Here is a 15,925-nt window from a genome sequence, read left to right as displayed (position 1 = left end):
TTGCTTTGGCTGCAATCGTCTTGTTTCGTCAAGCCGACATTCGAACACACGCCGCTGCGCAAGGAGCCATGACGCAATGAAGACAGCTTTGATCCTGATGACGATCCTGGGCTGCGACGACAGTGTCAACGAGTGCGAATACGTGGAAACAGCGCCGGAACGGTTCGTTTCGATCTCGCTCTGCGATGCGGCGGCTGAAACCGTGCTGGAGCGCTATTCCAATATCAGCTACCCGACAGCGGTTGCCGTATGCCAGGAACCGCATCCTGACGGCATAGCTGCTGCCGTGCCGGCACCCGCCGTCGAAACGGGGACACCGGAAGCCGAGCCGCCAGAGGCCGAAAAGAAGACGCTTGCTGCGCGCGCAATGGAAACAATCCGCGAAGTACTGCCCGGCACGGCGCAAATCAAGATGATTTTCGAGACACCCATTCATGTCGTTTCCGACAGCTATTCATGGGTCGCGAAGAAGATTGTCCGCTAGCGGCTCAGGCCGCGGCAAGCGCTATTCCGGACGCATAGTCACGGGCAAGGCGGCGTTCTTCGGCAATTGCCAGCCGCTCGACGACATCGAGAAGAGCTCTTGCCGCATCGCTGAGGTTTGCTTCATTGCGATAGCGGCGGATCAGGCGGTCGGCGATGTGGTCGAGGTCCAGCCCATGCGTCGATTGGATGAGGTCGCGCCATTGCATGATGGCATCGACGAACAGCGTGCTCAGGTCGCGGCCGAGCCCTGCTGCTTCCAGAAGGGCACGAACCGCATGAAAACGGCCGGTCGCCAGAATGGATCGCACCCGGCGCTCTTCCAGACCTGAAATCGAGACAATTGCCGACGCAAAGAAATCGGTGCGGCCGGCGCACAGCGCATGCATGAGAAACGCCGGCGTCAGCCGACCTGCCTCGCGCAACTGCTCGACAAGCGGGTTCAGTTCATCGCCGTGAACCGTGCCTACGATCGCCATTGTCGCTGTATCGCTGGCTTCGCGCGCCACCCGCTCGATGCGGCGCATTCCAACAGCGCCGCGGACGAGATCGGAGCCTGCCAGGGCTTCAGCGACAAACTGGACCAGCAGTTGGCGAACACCGGCGGGAAGGTCCTCGCGATCCAGCAGGAGCGCACGAATATGCTCATTGCGGCCGTGGCGCTCGGCAATGCGGCGCAGGGTGAAACGGGTAAAACAGACGCCGGAATTCTCCAGCAGAACCTCAAGTTCGGCTGCATCGCCGATTTCGGCAAGGGCTGCCGCCACGCCGACACTGACGCTCTTTCGCGCGGCCACCAGAGCGCGGGTCTCTACGGTACCTCGTCCGGCGATATCGACCAGATCGGCATCAGCCAGAACCGGCGACAGAAGAATGACGGCAGAGGCAATTTCCGGCTGATCTTCGGCCAAGGAGATCATGATCGCGCGGGGTGCGTTGGGTTCACAGGCCAGAACTTCTGCCAACGCCAGGCGAACCTGCGGCGAAGGGTCGTCGAGAAGGTAAGTCATGGCCGCCTGGGCTGCCTGCCGCTCACCGGGCGTGATCGCTGCACGCAGGTAAGCTCTCGCCAGCGTATTGGCTGCGCGGGCTCGATCCTGAGACCTTGCCGTTTCAACCCAACGCAGAAAAGTTGCCACGATCACTGTCAAACCCACTCGCTACGAGAAATGCCACACGCGGCCCGAAGACCTGATTTCGATGCTAGCGAGAAAGTCTTTATGAATTGTTCACCACGTTCATTAACCGGCTGCATCTGTCGAATTTTGAGCCCTGACGGCTGGCTCAGATGAAATCCCAGCGGCCAAAGCGGCCAAGGGGCCCGCAGCAAGGCAGCCGTCAGCTGGCGCTTTTCGATTCGGATGCGGACTGGCGATCAGACAGCTGTGGGAGGTTTCGGCCTGCCAAGTTCAAAGATGGGACCAATCCCGGCATAGTCCATATAGCCAAGACGCATGATCGGCTGCGCGAGCGCCAGGTCGAACCGACCTTCACGGATCACGCTTTCATCGATGTGAATGCCGACTACCTGGCCGAATACCGCATGACTGTCGGTGTCGGCGCCGCCCATGTCCTTCAAAGTCGTGATTGTCGTCACCCGGCACTCGAGCACGGCGACAGATTCGGCAACGTAAGGTGCATCGACGAGGCGGCCATCGACCGGCGTCAGACCGGCAATCGCGAACTCGTCAGTGCCATAAGGTACGGCCACCGAAGAGGCGTTCATTGCGCCGATCAAAGGGCCAGAGACGAAGTTTGCCGTGAACACGCCGGTCTCCTCGACATTTCGCAGCGAATCCTTGCGTCCGCTCGATGAGAACATGACGATCTTCGGCCGGTCACTGACGGCATTGAAGAAGGAGTAAGGCGACAGGTTGCGGCTGCCGTCCCTTCCCCTGGAGCCGATCCAGCCAATCGGCCGCGGCGCCACGATCGCCTTGAACGGATCGTGGGCCATGCCGTGGGCGTTGCTTAGTGTGTCGTAGAACATCAATCGTCGTCGCCCTGCCAGGTCACAACATCGGCAAGTGCCGGACGCGGACGCTCGATGATCGGAAAGGTGGTGGAGCCGATGTGGATGAATCCGGCGACCTTTTCGCCCTGCTTCACGCCCAGAAGCGGATATGCCTGCTGATCGAAGGCGAACCATTCACTCAGCCAATTCGAGACATAACCATGGGCATTGGCAGCCATCAGCAGATTGAGGCAGACTGCGCCGGCCGACATGATCTGCTCCCATTCCGGGATCTTGAAATGTGGAGCCGCTGTCGAGATCACGGCGATGACGACCGGCGCACGGGTAAACCGGTTGCGCTCGACTTCGATCATTTCGGCCGACAGGTCGGGATTTTTCGCGAGAGCCATGGCCAGAAGTTCCTCGCCAAGGCGAGCCCGCTCTGCGCCGCGATAGACCACGAAACGCCAGGGCGCGATCTTGCCATGGTCAGGCACGCGCACGGCCAAAGTCAGAATCGCTTCGATTTCTTCGCGACTCGGGCCGGGTTCGCACATCTGAAATGCAGGGACAGAGCGTCGGACGCTCAAATAATCCACTAATTTGATATCATTTTTCATCTTGAAACACCTTAGAAAGCCTTCGGGTGGCAGACTTGTCTTGAAATTGCCACCACGTTCGGATTGAACTTGCTGGCATTGGACAGGAAGTCAACCAACAGTGCATAGCATGACAGGCCATCGAATTGTGACCCGGCTCGCTCTCGGGTTTTGCGTGACCCTTGTGGTCGCGGGAACAAGTTATGGTCAGGAAGCTTTCGAGACTTTCAAACAACTCAACGGCTCGACCAAGATGCCGAAGCTCAAAGCGTTCACGGCGCCCGATGCCAACGCGCTCGCTCCGGCGATCCAGAGCCGCAATGTCAAGCTTGAAGCCAAGCTCACCAATGATGCCGATCCGATGCAGCACGGTCTGTCCTGGCGCGTGTTCAGCCCGATCCCCGGCCCCGACGGTAAGTTGCCGCTTTTGGCAAGCGCCGAAGGTGGCTCCGCGGATTTCCAGCTCGCGCCTGGGGATTATTTCGTCAATGTCTCCTTCGGGCGCGCAGGTGCGACCAAAAAACTCTCGATACCGAATCAGGGAAATGTCGAAGACCAGGTGATGGTTCTGGATGCAGGCGGTCTCCTGCTCAGCGCAATTTCCGGGCCGGATACGCAGATCCCGGACAAGGATCTCAGCTTTGACATCTACTCGACCGAAGTGAAGGCAGATGGCGAGCGCGGCTTGGTACTGGCGGACGTAAAGCCGAACACGATCATCAGGCTCAACGCCGGGACCTACCACGTGGTGTCGGAATACGGCACGATCAATGCTGCCGTGCGCGCCGATATCAAGGTAGAGGCCGGCAAGTTGACTGAAGCGACGATCCAGCACCGTGCCTCCCAGATCGGCTTCAAACTGGTCTCGGACGAAGGCGGCGAGGCAATCGCGGATACGGCGTGGTCCGTCCTGACATCCGGTGGCGACGTGGTCGCGGAAAGCGTCAGCGCATTTCCGCTCATGGTCCTGTCGGAAGGCGACTATACCGCCATCGCCCGCAACAAGGACAAGATATACCAGCAGGATTTCAAAGTCGTGGCCGGGCGCAACAGCGACGTTGAATTGCAATTGACAAAATAGGCCTCAGCCAGCCTTGCGGAACGCCCGGCGCGGCGGCGGCGCCATGCTGAACACGGCCCCAAAGAGCTTCGACAGAAGATCCTTGCGATCCGGTAGCGCGCTCAATTCTTCCCATGTCATCATCTGGCCGACACGCGCACGAATGGTCGAGCCGGACAGGCGGCGAAACTCGCGAATGAGCAGCGAGACACGCAGGGTCAACGAGAGCTTGCTGGCCAGGTGAAAAAGGCGGCCGTTCTGGCCTTCGAAAAACACAGGAACGACATTGGCCTTAGCTGCCTGGATTAGCTTGGCCGGAAAGATCTTCCACGGAAGATCCTCGGCTCGGCCAAAACCCTTTTTTGCGGTCGCGACGCCACCAGCGGGGAAAATCACCACGGTGACGCCGTCCTTCAACAGTCGCACGGCTTCGTGACGAGTCTGCATGTTGATCGCCAGGGCTTCCTTCGTCTCCTCGAAAGAGACTGGCAACGAATACGGCGCCAGTTCCGGAACCTTGAGAAGTTCGTTGTTGATCAGCACGCGAAACGGACGGCCGAGCTGTTCGGCAAGCGCCAGCACAGCAATGCCGTCACCTATGCCGAACGGGTGGTTGGCAACGATCACGATCGGACCATCCGGTATACTGGCCGGTGGCCATTCGCCCTGAACCTTCATCTCGACATCGATCAGATCAAGCATCTTGCCAAAGACACGGTCGGTCTTGCCGACAATGTCGTGGCGCCAGATATCGTACAGGCGGGTGTACCGATCGCGTCCGGAAAGGCCTTCGATGGAACGGATAAACCATCGCTTCAGGCGCGGATCGCGTTCGTTGGCATAGGAGAGTTCTTTGAACTGCACTGGCCACCTCAATCGACCATCGGACTGTCTTGTCATCTGGCTTATCGCAATTCGATGACATATTTCTGACAGGACCGGTATCGCCCCGGCCCTGTCAGTGGTTGTTCTACCCGCGACCTGGCGTCAGCGCGCGGCCCGGGCCGCAAGCTTGCGCTTGACGTCCGGCGGGGTTGCCTCGCCGGCGAGCACGGCAACAGCTTCAGCCAAGCTCATCGACACCTGCTCCTGCGAGCCGAGACGACGGATGTTGACCGTCTTCTCTTCTGCCTCGCGCTTGCCGCAGACGATGATCACCGGAACCTTGGTCACGGAATGCTCGCGGACCTTGTAGTTGATCTTCTCGTTGCGGAAGTCGGTCTCGACCTGCAGGCCAGCATCGCGCAGCTGTTCGGCAACCTCGCGACCATAGTCGTCGGCATCCGAGGTGATCGTGGCAACCACGACCTGCAGCGGTGCGAACCAGAGCGGCATATGGCCGGCAAAGTTCTCGATCAGAATGCCGAGGAAACGTTCCATCGAGCCGCAGATGGCGCGGTGGATCATAACCGGCTGCTTCTTCTCCGACTTGTCATCGATATAGAAGGCGCCAAAGCGTTCCGGCAGATTGAAGTCGACCTGGGTCGTACCGCATTGCCATTCACGGCCGATGGCATCACGCAGGGTATATTCGAACTTCGGACCGTAGAACGCGCCCTCGCCCGGCATGATGCCGGTCTTGATACGCCCGCCCGACTGCGCCTCGATGGTCTTCAAAACATCCAGCATGACGCTTTCGGCGCGATCCCAGAGATCGTCTGAGCCGACGCGCTTTTCAGGGCGGGTCGAAAGCTTCACCACGATCTCGCTGAAGCCGAAGTCCTCGTAGACCGAGAGGATCAGGTCGTTGATGCGCAGGCATTCCGCCGCCATCTGCTCTTCCGTGCAGAATACGTGGGCATCATCCTGGGTGAAGCCGCGCACGCGCATCAGGCCATGCAGCGCGCCGGAGGCTTCGTAGCGATGGACATTGCCGAACTCGGCAAGGCGCACCGGCAGTTCGCGGTAGGATTTCAGGCCGTGCTTGAAGATCTGCACGTGGCCCGGGCAGTTCATCGGCTTCAGCGCGAAGATCTTCTGGTCGGCCTCTTCATCGTCGGGATGGGTGAAGGCATGGGCGGATTTCACCGCGAACATGTTCTCCTGATACCAGCCCCAGTGACCGGAGGTTTCCCAGAGCGACTTGTCGAGCACCTGTGGTGCATTGACTTCCTGATAGGTGCCCTCGAGACGACGGCGCATGTAGGAGGTCAGGGTCTGGAACATGCGCCAGCCCTTGCCGTGCCAGAAGACGACGCCGGGGCCTTCTTCCTGGAAATGGAAGAGATCCATTTCACGGCCGAGCTTGCGGTGGTCGCGCTTTTCGGCTTCCGCCAGGATATGGAGGTAACGATCAAGGTCTTCCTGCTCGGCAAAGGCGGTGCCGTATATACGGCTCAGCATGGCGTTGTTGCTGTCACCACGCCAATAGGCACCAGCCACCTTCATCAGCTTGAAGGCCATGCCGACCTGGCCGGTCGAGGCCATGTGCGGACCGCGGCAGAGATCGAACCAGTCGCCCTGATAGTAGATCTTCAGGTCCTGGTCTTCCGGGATCGCGTCAACCAGCTCGACCTTGTAGGCCTCGCCTTTGGCCGCAAAGACCTCGCGCGCCTTGCTGCGCGGCCAGACTTCCTTGGTGAAAGGCTTGTTGCGCTGAATGATCTCCTTCATCCGCTTTTCGATCTTCGGCAGATCTTCGGGCGTGAAGGGCTCGTTCTTGGCAAAGTCGTAGTAGAACCCGTTCTCGATGACCGGGCCAATGGTCACCTGGGTGCCGGGCCAGAGTTCCTGTACGGCCTCGGCCATGACATGAGCCGCATCGTGGCGGATCAGTTCCAGCGCGCGTGGATCGGTGCGGGTGACGATTTCGATCAGGCCGTCGACGACCGGATCGGACAGGTCGCGCAAGGTACCGTCCAGCGCAATCGCGACAGCCTTCTTTGCAAGCGACTTGGAAATGGCTTCGGCAACCTCGCGACCAGTCGTGCCTGCAGCATACTGGCGGACGGAACCATCGGGAAATTTCAGGGAAACGGTATCGGACATGGTAGTCTCCTTATCCAGTCCCGCCAACGAATGCGGGTGGTGAAAAATGCCGGGTGACTTGCCCGGCCAATGAACGCCGGCTTGATAAGCCGAAAGGCGATTTGAGTAAAGGAATTTGCTCAGGCGGCCGGCGTGTCGGCCCGAGTATCAGCCGTGGCTTTGGCGTCCGATCGACCAATAGGTCCAGGGGGCATACCAGCGCACCGCTGTCGGCAGGCTCTCCGGTACCGGGTCAACACCCCAGGTTCCGCCCGGCCCGCAACGGGAAACACGAAACAGCGTCATCCAGCCGCCGCCCCACAGGCCGTAGCGGGCGACCGCCTCATAACCATATTCCGAACAGGTCGGCATATGGCGACAGGAACTACCGATCAGGCTGGAGAGACTGAGCTGGTAGAGCCTTATCATCGCCATGCCGAAAATGCGGCCGGGTGTCTTGCGGAAGGTGCCTGACCAGTTGCGGCCCTTCGACAAGGGTCGCAAAGGCGGACGATCTCCGCAATCAGACCCGTTGCACATGATCAGCTGGCCTGGGCCGGCATTGCCGCATGCTCGATCTGATCGAGACAGTCGACCACTGCCTCGAAGGTCAGCATGGTCGAGGCATGACGCGCCTTGTAGTCGCGAACGGGCTTGAGGAAACGCATGTCTTCAAAACGTCCGGTCGGTCCCTCACCGCCCTCCTTGAGCATCGCCAGCATATCGGCACGGGCCTGGCGTATTTCTGCCGGTGTTGCACCGATGACATGCAGTGCCATGATCCCGGACGAGGCCTGACCGAGCGCACAGGCCTTCACTTCATGGGAGAATTCGCTGACCACGTCGTTATCGACCGACAGATGAACGCGTACCCGTGATCCGCAAAGCTTGGAGTGCTTCTCCGCCGTTGCCTGCGCGTTGGGCAGGATACCGACATGGCTGATATTGCCGGCAAATTCGAGGATTTTGGTGTTGTAGATGTCGTCCATTGTCGATCCGTGCAGCCCATAGATGTTTTATATTGCGCGGTGTGGATGCCGCCAGGCTGTCTGCTCTTTTGCCACAGCCTGTCGCAATCCATTCCCTTTTCAGGGCATTTGGTGAAACTATATTGCATGTGTGTCGCGGCGCCAAATGTTACAAGAGTGCTGGCCGCAGATGATGTGTCGCAGATGTTAATTGGCAGAACGGACTTGCAATATGAACCGCATTGCGCATTTACAGTCTGAAAAAGCGAAACAGGCGGTCCGCGAGAGTCAGGACCGGGAGATCAAAGGCATGGATGCCATCGTCAAGAAGTTGACCGCAGAAGCGCCGCGCCCGACGCGCGAAGAAGCCGAACAGGCCGTTCGCACCTTGCTGCTCTGGGCCGGTGACGATCCGGAACGCGAAGGACTGCAAGATACGCCGGCGCGTGTCGCCAAAGCCTATGGCGAACTTTTTTCAGGTTATGACGCGGATATCGAAGAGGTTCTTGGACGGACGTTCGAAGAGGTCGGCGGATACGACGACATGGTTCTCGTGCGCGACATTCCGTTCTTCTCGCATTGCGAACATCATATGCTGCCGGTTATCGGCAAGGCTCATGTGGCCTATCTGCCGAAGGGCCGCGTTCTCGGCCTCTCCAAGATTGCCCGTGTCGTTGACGTTTTCGGACGGCGCCTGCAGACGCAGGAAAACATGACGGCGCAGATTGCCCATTCAATCGAGGATACGCTGAAGCCACGCGGGGTTGCGGTTTTCATCGAGGCCGAGCATATGTGCATGGCCATGCGGGGCGTCCAGAAATCTGGCTCCACGACACTGACAACCACCTTCACCGGCGCTTTCAAGGACACTGCTGCCGATCAGGCACGTTTCATGTCCATGGTGCGCGGCCGGTGAGCCTTTAAGGGTTTCGCCTGCCAATGACCAGTATCGACTTCGACGCACCCTCCTCCGACAAGACGGTTCTTGAGGAGGGGCTGGCCTTCACGCCTAAATTTGATGCCCATGGATTGGTGACCGCCGTTGTCACCGATGCGCACGACGGCGCCCTGCTGATGGTCGCCCACATGAATGCCGAGGCGATCGCGCTGACGCTTGAGACGGGGATCGGCCACTATTACAGCCGCTCGCGGGGCAAGATCTGGAAGAAGGGCGAAAGCTCCGGTAATCTGCAGTCGGTCAAGGAAATCCTGGTCGATTGCGATCAGGATGCGCTCTGGCTGAAGGTCGAGGTCGCCGGGCACGATGCTACCTGCCACACCGGGCGACGTTCATGCTTTTATCGGCAGGCGCTGATTGTCGATGGAGCGCCGGCGCTCACGATCGCCGACGATCACCGGCACTTTGATCCGGATTCTGTCTACAAGGCTTAGTCCGGTCACCTTGAACTAAACGAAATCGTAAGCATACAGTGTCCTAATACGAGCCGGAGTGTTCAGCTTGTGAGGAATACGGAGATGCTGAACTGGAGTTTGAGATCCAGCGGAGCGGGGCGTGAAGCGCCTTCGGTCGGGGAAGCGAGCGGCATGGGATCCGGTCTGCCGACCCAAATTCAACTGCCCAAGAAACCCAAGGTCGCCCTTGCGCTTGGCGGGGGAGCGGCCCGAGGATGGGCCCATATCGGCGTTCTACGTGCCCTTGACGAAGAGGGCATCGAGGTCGGCATGATTGCCGGCACGTCGATCGGCGCGCTTGTCGGCGGTTGTTATCTCGCTGGCAAGCTGGACGAGCTTGAAGTTTTTGCCCGCTCGCTGACCATGCGCCGCATTGCCTCCCTGCTCGACCTGACAATCGGCGGCGGCGGCCTGCTCGGCGGAATGCGCCTGACCAAGCGGATGCAGGAGCATCTGCAGGGGCTGATGATCGAGGATCTGCCCAAGCCGTTCGTGGCGGTGGCATCGGAACTCAATAGCGGCCATGAAGTGTGGATCGATGGCGGACACCTGATCACGGCATTGCGTGCATCCTATGCCCTGCCCGGCATCTTCGAGCCGGTGCGCTGCAACAATCGTACGCTGATCGACGGAGCGCTGGTCAATCCGGTGCCGGTTTCGGTGTGCAGGGCGCTCGAGCAACCGATCGTCATGGCGGTAAACCTCAACTACGACCTGTTCGGCCGCTCGGCCGTCGTCAAGCATCGCGCCGGCGAACTGGTGGAAACCACGAGCGAACCGGTGCGGGACCCGAACCGCATGGGCCTGACCGGCGTCATGGTTCAAGCGTTCAACATTATCCAGGACCGTATCTCGCGGGCACGGCTTGCCGGCGACCCACCGGACCTGGCGCTGCATCCGCGCGTCAATGATATCGGATTGTCAGAATTTCACCGGGCCGGTGAAGCGATCGAGCGCGGCTATGCGGAAACCAAGTCCCGAATCACCGAAATTCGACGCATGCAGGAAGCAGTATCTCGCTAACCCGACGGATCGGGATAGCGAGTGTCGCTTGTGTCCTGCGCTTGCTCAGCCCTACACTCACAAAGTCCCGCACTTTCGCAAGAGTGTGCCAGCAACCGGGCATAACGCTGTCGGCCGTTATTATCCGGCGATATAGGCCTTGATCTGCTCCGCTTCGGTCTCGATCTCGCGAATACGAGACTTCACAACGTCACCGATCGAGATGATCCCGGACAACTTGCCATTGTCTTCCACCGGAACGTGGCGGAAACGCCGGGCGGACATCAATTCCATGAGTTCATTGACGCTGGTGTCCTCGCGGCAACGATAGACGTTCGCGGTCATCAAGGTGGAAATCGGCTGATCAAACGCATCCCGGCCATTCTGGCCGATGGCACGCACGACATCGCGTTCCGTAAAAATGCCGACGATCCTATTCTCCATGCCGACAACCACGACCGCACCGATCTTGTTTTCTTCCAGGATATGTGCGGCCTCACCCAGTGTGACGCTCGGACCGACAGTTACGACGTCACGGCCCTTTAGTTCGAGTATGCTTCTCGCAGATGCTGTCATGCTTGCCTCCTCACATTCATCACGTCTGGACTCACCGCTAGCCCGTCCCAAAGCGGCGATCCACAAATGGTGCATGTTATTCAAGAGGAATGCAATATTTAGATATTTTTAGCGGTTTCGCACCGATCGGCTGTAGGGATCGAAGGGGCGGAAGCAGAGGAATCCGAACAGGAAACCACCGATATGTGCGTCCCAGGCGATCATGCCTGCATAATCTCCAAACAGTGGCAAGCCGAAGGCGACGGCAACATTGCCGCAAAACCAGACGATGATGAAAACCCGAACCGTGCGATCGGCCAATGCTGCCGGCACCGAAAGCAACGGCGGCTCGATGCCGAAAGCCTGCAGGTAACCGCGCTGGCGCCCGCCAAAGGCGAAGCGGCAGGCTGCCCCCATCAGGGCCGAGATCACGCCGGAAGCACCGACCATCGGTGACGGCGAACCCCAGTTGACGGCAGCGTGCAGGCCGGCGGCCGCTGCGGACGAGATTACCCAGAAGATGGCAAAACGGAGCGCGCCGATCCGGCGGTAGACCGGGGTGCCGAACGCGGCAAGCCAGAGGCCGTTGAAAGCCAGATGTTCAAAACTGCCATGCAGCAGAGAGTAGGTCACCGGCGTCCAGATCCAGGCCAATGTCTGGTCTGCCAGCGGATAGACATAGCGTAGCGGCAAGAAACCGAACTCAAAGACGATCCAGGCATTGGTATCTTCGCTGAAAAACAGCGTCTGCAGGGCATAGATGACACTGATCAAAGCGAGCGACAAAAGGACGCCGCCTGGCAGGTTGAAGATCGGCACGGTGTCCTTTTGATGCGCGGTATCAACCGGCCCGGCGTGAGGCTCTTCGGGCGGCCCTGAATTTTCCTGCATCTCTGGCTCCTCGCGGCATTGCTAAGCAATCAGTTAGCCCAGACGAGCGCCAAAAAAAAGCCACCCGGTATATCCGAGTGGCTGTAGAGGCGGCTGCGGAACGTCCGCGCCCTCAAGTTGGTGCCGAAAGCGAACCTTCGGGAAGTGATGGCCGTTTTTGCCACAGTCCCGCCGCAGCCGCAATCTCAACCCTTGTTTAACCTTAACCGCCGGACACAAATCGGAAAAGACGGAACAAAACCGAGGCTCACAACAAACGTTATGTTAACAGCTTGCCGATAATCATTTCGTAACCGCGAAATAGACAGATCGCCCATGATGTATTCATCGCAGACCAGCCAGAGCAACATGATCGCCTCGCCGGGACAGCAACGCGCCTTCCAGCGCGTCGCGGTCAGCCTGCAGGGTCGTCTGATGATGGCCGACTACGAAGAATACGTATGCAAGGTCATCGACATGTCGCCGGGCGATGTCCGATTCGCCTGCGCCGGTCGGCCGCGCCCGAATGAGCGCATCATCGCATATATCGACCATCTCGGCCGGATCGAAGGCACAGTCGTCAAATTGACCGAGGACGGTTTCGTCATCTCGATCAACGCGACCGTGCGCAAGCGCGAGAAGCTTGCGGCACAGCTGACCTGGATTGCCAACAAACATGAGCTCGGACTGCCGGAAGACCGTCGCCACGATCGCCTGACGCCACGCAACACGCGGACGGAACTGACGCTCGAAGACGGTAAGCGCTATCCTTGCCGCCTGATGGACCTTTCCCTGTCCGGTGCCGCCGTCGATATCGACATTCGTCCGCCACTCGGCACTGCCGTTCGACTGGGCAATATGCGTGGCCGGGTCGTTCGTCATTTCGCAGAAGGTGTGGCGGTGGAGTTTCTGTCGCTGCAGTCGCGCGAAGCGCTCACCGAGTTTCTCTGATTTCATCTGAAAATCGCACTTTTGGCGCCAGCGGTCCGTCCGCTGGCGCCTCTTTTCGTTTCAGCACGGCCCTGCGCCTCAAGACAAGGCGCTTATTTTTTTGTCGCCGGCAAAAATAAATTTCTGCTTCAAAATAGAACATCGTCTCATTGTCTCGACCAGAGCGACCTTGAAGCACAGACGCCACCACGTCTGCGCGAACGGCGGATATGATCAACGGCGGCGGCGAGGCGCGACCATCCCAAACGCCGCTGCAGTGACCAACAAATTAAATCATTTATTTTCAACGTCTTGCATCAACGAAGCCGCGAATGGACTGAATGAAAAATCCGAAATTAGCTCAACTTTGACTGAAATTTTACTCCAATTTTCGTCAAACAATACTCAAACAATAATCAAATACATATAAATATAAAATCGCCTTATCATCAACTTTACTTCGATTTGTACTTCGCATTTTCGCGAGAGGTCAAAAACTCGATGTCATGTTGACTCCATCACGGGGAGACAACCAATGACAACAAAGAAAAATCTGGGTATTGGACTTCTGACCGCCGCAATCGTCGGCTGCCTGGCAATACCGGCCACCGCCACCTCTGCGAACATGCGCGTCATCGGCAAAGCCAATCCGCCGATCGGCCACTACGAATTCTGCAAGACCTATAGCGGCGAATGTTCGGGCTCTGGTCGCGATAGCGGTCCACTGGGGCTGACGGAACCTTTGTGGAAGGAGATCCTGGAGATCAACTACACCGTCAACAGCCAGATCACGCCGCTGACCGATATGGAGATCTACGGCGTAGAAGAGCGCTGGGCCTATCCGCGCACCGTTGGCGACTGCGAGGATTACGCACTTCTGAAGCGCAAGATGCTGATCGACAAGGGCGTCGATCCAGCCGACCTGCTGCTCACCGTCGTCCTCCAGCCCAATGGTGAAGGCCATGCCGTCCTGACGATCCGCACCGATCACGGCGATTTCGTACTGGACAACATGCGCAACAAGGTGCTGCTCTGGTCCGACACCGAATATACCTATCTGAAGCGCCAGTCGTCTGAAGATCCTGCACGCTGGGTCAAGCTTCAGGACGGACGCGCGAGCGTTGTCGGCAGCGTATCGTCCAACTAGCGCGCCTGCCGACGGCAGCGCCTACAATCTGGCCCGGTCTGTCCCCCCGCATACCCGTCCCCGACCGGAGCCACTGAGCCGGTCCCGTCCAACCGGGACCGGCTCTCCTTTTTTCTACGCCTTCACCGCGATGATCGTTTACGCAACATTAACCACAATCGCCGAACGTCTGGCCTTCACGATAGGGAATCGGCGCTCGCACAACTTGTTGCCGTCCGCCGCAGGCGAGGTCAGGCATGCAGAGCGAAACAGCCGAAACCGGTCCCCACGAACACGCGCCGCTCATCTCGATGCGGTTCCTGGTCATCGCAACTTGTCTGGTGTTTTTTCTGGCTATCGCCTCAACCGCGATCAGCTATGCAGGGCGAATCTATGGCGAGCAACTCTCTCTCGCCGGCCATAGCGAAAGCCGCGAGATCCTGGCAATCACGATTGGCCGCGACCAGTTGAGCCTCCCCACCAACGCGATCCGGTTCGAACAGCAGCGCGTCAGCGGACCCGCCGAACAGGTCGACCTCTATCTGCTCTGGCCGGAAATGACAGGTTATGACAAAAGTCTGCGCCGGCGGTTCGACGATCTAAGCCAGGAACCGTCTTTGATTTTCCTTCAGATTTCCCAAAGCACCATGTCTCGCGATATGTCGGGGCGCGTCAGCGCGATATACGCGCATCTTCTGGAGCCCCAATCGGATCCCGGACCCTCCGGGCTCACTCTAAGACGATTCAAACCGGGCGCGGGTTTCGACGGAGAGGCATTGCTCACCGCCAGCCGGATCGCAGGTGACGCCTATGCGGTCCGCTGCCTCTTGCCGGTTAAAGCTTCCCAGGCAACCGATGGCGACTGCCAGCGGGACATCCATGTCGGCGAAGACCTGACCGTCCTGTACCGGTTTTCCAGCCGCCGGCTTGGTGACTGGGCGAAAATCGATGAAGCCGTTCGCAACTATGTCGGCACGCGCGCAACGCCCGCACCCAGCGAAACCTCGCATAAAATGCGTCCGATCCCGTCAACTAAAAGTTCATCATAAACCTCTTGGTAAGGCTAAGACCCTACTTTGTCTGGAAGTGGTCGCGATGGGGGAGCGTCCGGTCCGCAATGGTCATAGCTTGAAGAGTCTCGTGGTGCATAAATTTTACGGAAACCTCTATTTCGCCTCTCGTATCCGCAGGCTGGCCGTTGCTGCCCTGACGCTTGTGATGATGACGAGCTTCAGCGTCTCCGTCGCGCAAGCGGCGCCTAAATATGCGGGCGTGGTCATCGATGCCAGGACGGGCAAGGTGCTTTACAGCGAGGATGCGGACAGTCTGCGCTATCCTGCGTCCCTGACCAAGATGATGACCCTTTACATGGTTTTCGAGGCGCTTGAAGCCGGGCGGATCTCGCTGAGCACGAAGGTGCCGGTCTCCAAGAATGCCGCTGCAGAACCTCCGTCAAAGCTCGGTGTCGGCGCCGGACGCAGCCTGACGGTCGAGCAGGCCATCCAGGCGCTGGTCACCCGATCCGCCAATGACGTCGCAACCGCACTTGGTGAATTTCTCGGTGGCTCGGAACAGCGTTTCGGCCAGATGATGACTGCCAAGGCACGCAACCTCGGCATGACCAAGACGACCTATCGCAATGCCCATGGGCTGCCGAATACGGCGCAGATGACGACGGCTCGCGATCAGGCTCGTCTGGGCATCGCCCTGCGTCAGCACTTCCCGCAATATTACGGATACTTTTCGACCCGCAGCTTCAAGTTCGGCAAGCAGGTGATCGGCAATCACAACCGTCTGCTCGGCAATGTCCGTGGTGTCGATGGCATCAAGACCGGCTATACCCGCGCTGCGGGTTTCAATCTGGCAACCTCCGCCGAAGCTGACGGTCGCTCGATCGTTGCTGTCGTCCTTGGTGGCAAGTCCGGCGCCAGCCGCGATGCGACGATGCGCAAGCTGGTTGCAGCCTATCTGCCCAAGGCTTCGGGATCGCGCGGCGGC

General features: G+C 59.0%; 18 protein-coding genes. 9 read left to right on the top strand and 9 right to left on the bottom strand.

What is annotated here, in order from left to right:
• The first annotated feature begins 76 nt into the window (after positions 1–76).
• Positions 77–484, top strand: a complete 408-nt coding sequence (locus tag PDO_RS00630; RefSeq protein ID WP_007596527.1) for a hypothetical protein — start codon at positions 77–79, stop codon at positions 482–484.
• A gap of 4 nt (positions 485–488) precedes the next feature.
• On the opposite strand, the gene PDO_RS00625 is transcribed toward PDO_RS00630, so the two are convergent.
• The 3 genes from PDO_RS00625 to PDO_RS00615 form a co-directional block, all read right to left on the bottom strand.
• Positions 489–1,628, bottom strand: a complete 1,140-nt coding sequence (locus PDO_RS00625) for a DUF2336 domain-containing protein (RefSeq protein WP_081593112.1) — start codon at positions 1,626–1,628, stop codon at positions 489–491.
• Between the two features lie 230 nt (positions 1,629–1,858).
• Positions 1,859–2,473 (bottom strand): flavin reductase family protein, encoded by a 615-nt coding sequence (locus PDO_RS00620; RefSeq protein ID WP_007596523.1) that lies wholly within the window; start codon positions 2,471–2,473, stop codon positions 1,859–1,861.
• Positions 2,473–3,057 (bottom strand): nitroreductase family protein, encoded by a 585-nt coding sequence (locus PDO_RS00615; protein ID WP_007596521.1) that lies wholly within the window; start codon positions 3,055–3,057, stop codon positions 2,473–2,475. Before PDO_RS00615 ends, PDO_RS00620 begins: the two co-directional genes overlap by 1 nt.
• Positions 3,058–3,166: 109 nt before the next feature.
• On the opposite strand from PDO_RS00615, the gene PDO_RS00610 reads away from it, so the two are divergent.
• The gene (locus PDO_RS00610; RefSeq protein WP_037072115.1) at positions 3,167–4,117 is read left to right on the top strand and encodes a hypothetical protein; all 951 of its coding nucleotides are present in this window, start codon (positions 3,167–3,169) and stop codon (positions 4,115–4,117) included.
• A 3-nt stretch (positions 4,118–4,120) separates the two neighbouring features.
• On the opposite strand, the gene PDO_RS00605 is transcribed toward PDO_RS00610, so the two are convergent.
• The 4 genes from PDO_RS00605 to PDO_RS00590 form a co-directional block, all read right to left on the bottom strand.
• Entirely contained in the window at positions 4,121–4,960 is an 840-nt protein-coding gene (locus tag PDO_RS00605; RefSeq protein ID WP_007596512.1) for a lysophospholipid acyltransferase family protein, read from the bottom strand.
• A 123-nt stretch (positions 4,961–5,083) separates the two neighbouring features.
• Positions 5,084–7,084: a threonine--tRNA ligase gene (thrS, locus tag PDO_RS00600; RefSeq protein ID WP_007596510.1), complete on the bottom strand. Its 2,001-nt coding sequence runs from the start codon at positions 7,082–7,084 to the stop codon at positions 5,084–5,086.
• A gap of 147 nt (positions 7,085–7,231) precedes the next feature.
• The gene (gene yidD / locus PDO_RS00595; protein WP_007596508.1) at positions 7,232–7,603 is read right to left on the bottom strand and encodes a membrane protein insertion efficiency factor YidD; all 372 of its coding nucleotides are present in this window, start codon (positions 7,601–7,603) and stop codon (positions 7,232–7,234) included.
• Positions 7,604–7,605: 2 nt separating this feature from the next.
• Entirely contained in the window at positions 7,606–8,052 is a 447-nt protein-coding gene (locus tag PDO_RS00590; RefSeq protein ID WP_007596499.1) for an iron-sulfur cluster assembly scaffold protein, read from the bottom strand.
• Positions 8,053–8,341: 289 nt separating this feature from the next.
• Here PDO_RS00590 and folE point away from each other — a divergent pair, with 289 nt between their 5' ends.
• The 3 genes from folE to PDO_RS00575 all read left to right on the top strand — a co-directional run bounded on the left by folE (position 8,342) and on the right by PDO_RS00575 (position 10,467).
• A complete protein-coding gene (gene folE / locus PDO_RS00585; protein WP_037072125.1) occupies positions 8,342–8,947 on the top strand; it encodes a GTP cyclohydrolase I FolE in 606 nt (201 codons plus the stop codon).
• Positions 8,948–8,970: 23 nt separating this feature from the next.
• Positions 8,971–9,423: a phosphoribosyl-AMP cyclohydrolase gene (gene hisI / locus PDO_RS00580; RefSeq protein WP_007596497.1), complete on the top strand. Its 453-nt coding sequence runs from the start codon at positions 8,971–8,973 to the stop codon at positions 9,421–9,423.
• 84 nt (positions 9,424–9,507) lie between these two features.
• Positions 9,508–10,467 carry a patatin-like phospholipase family protein gene (locus tag PDO_RS00575; RefSeq protein WP_007596496.1) on the top strand — a complete coding sequence of 320 codons (960 nt, stop codon included), beginning with the start codon at positions 9,508–9,510 and terminating at the stop codon, positions 10,465–10,467.
• A 120-nt stretch (positions 10,468–10,587) separates the two neighbouring features.
• On the opposite strand, the gene PDO_RS00570 is transcribed toward PDO_RS00575, so the two are convergent.
• The gene (locus PDO_RS00570; protein WP_007596495.1) at positions 10,588–11,022 is read right to left on the bottom strand and encodes a CBS domain-containing protein; all 435 of its coding nucleotides are present in this window, start codon (positions 11,020–11,022) and stop codon (positions 10,588–10,590) included.
• Positions 11,023–11,130: 108 nt separating this feature from the next.
• A complete protein-coding gene (locus PDO_RS00565) occupies positions 11,131–11,892 on the bottom strand; it encodes a rhomboid family intramembrane serine protease (protein ID WP_007596494.1) in 762 nt (253 codons plus the stop codon).
• 318 nt (positions 11,893–12,210) lie between these two features.
• Here PDO_RS00565 and PDO_RS00560 point away from each other — a divergent pair, with 318 nt between their 5' ends.
• The 4 genes from PDO_RS00560 to PDO_RS00545 all read left to right on the top strand — a co-directional run.
• A complete protein-coding gene (locus tag PDO_RS00560; RefSeq protein ID WP_037072114.1) occupies positions 12,211–12,822 on the top strand; it encodes a PilZ domain-containing protein in 612 nt (203 codons plus the stop codon).
• Positions 12,823–13,336: 514 nt separating this feature from the next.
• Entirely contained in the window at positions 13,337–13,948 is a 612-nt protein-coding gene (locus tag PDO_RS00555) for a transglutaminase-like cysteine peptidase (protein WP_007596492.1), read from the top strand.
• Between the two features lie 236 nt (positions 13,949–14,184).
• Positions 14,185–14,976: a hypothetical protein gene (locus PDO_RS00550; protein ID WP_007596490.1), complete on the top strand. Its 792-nt coding sequence runs from the start codon at positions 14,185–14,187 to the stop codon at positions 14,974–14,976.
• A gap of 169 nt (positions 14,977–15,145) precedes the next feature.
• A partial coding sequence (locus PDO_RS00545) for a D-alanyl-D-alanine carboxypeptidase family protein (protein WP_037072118.1) occupies positions 15,146–15,925 on the top strand: 780 nt, incomplete at its 3' end.

Source organism: Rhizobium sp. PDO1-076, from assembly GCF_000247475.1.
Classification (GTDB): Bacteria; Pseudomonadota; Alphaproteobacteria; order Rhizobiales; family Rhizobiaceae; genus Allorhizobium.
This window is presented reverse-complemented; position numbering and strand designations above follow the sequence as displayed.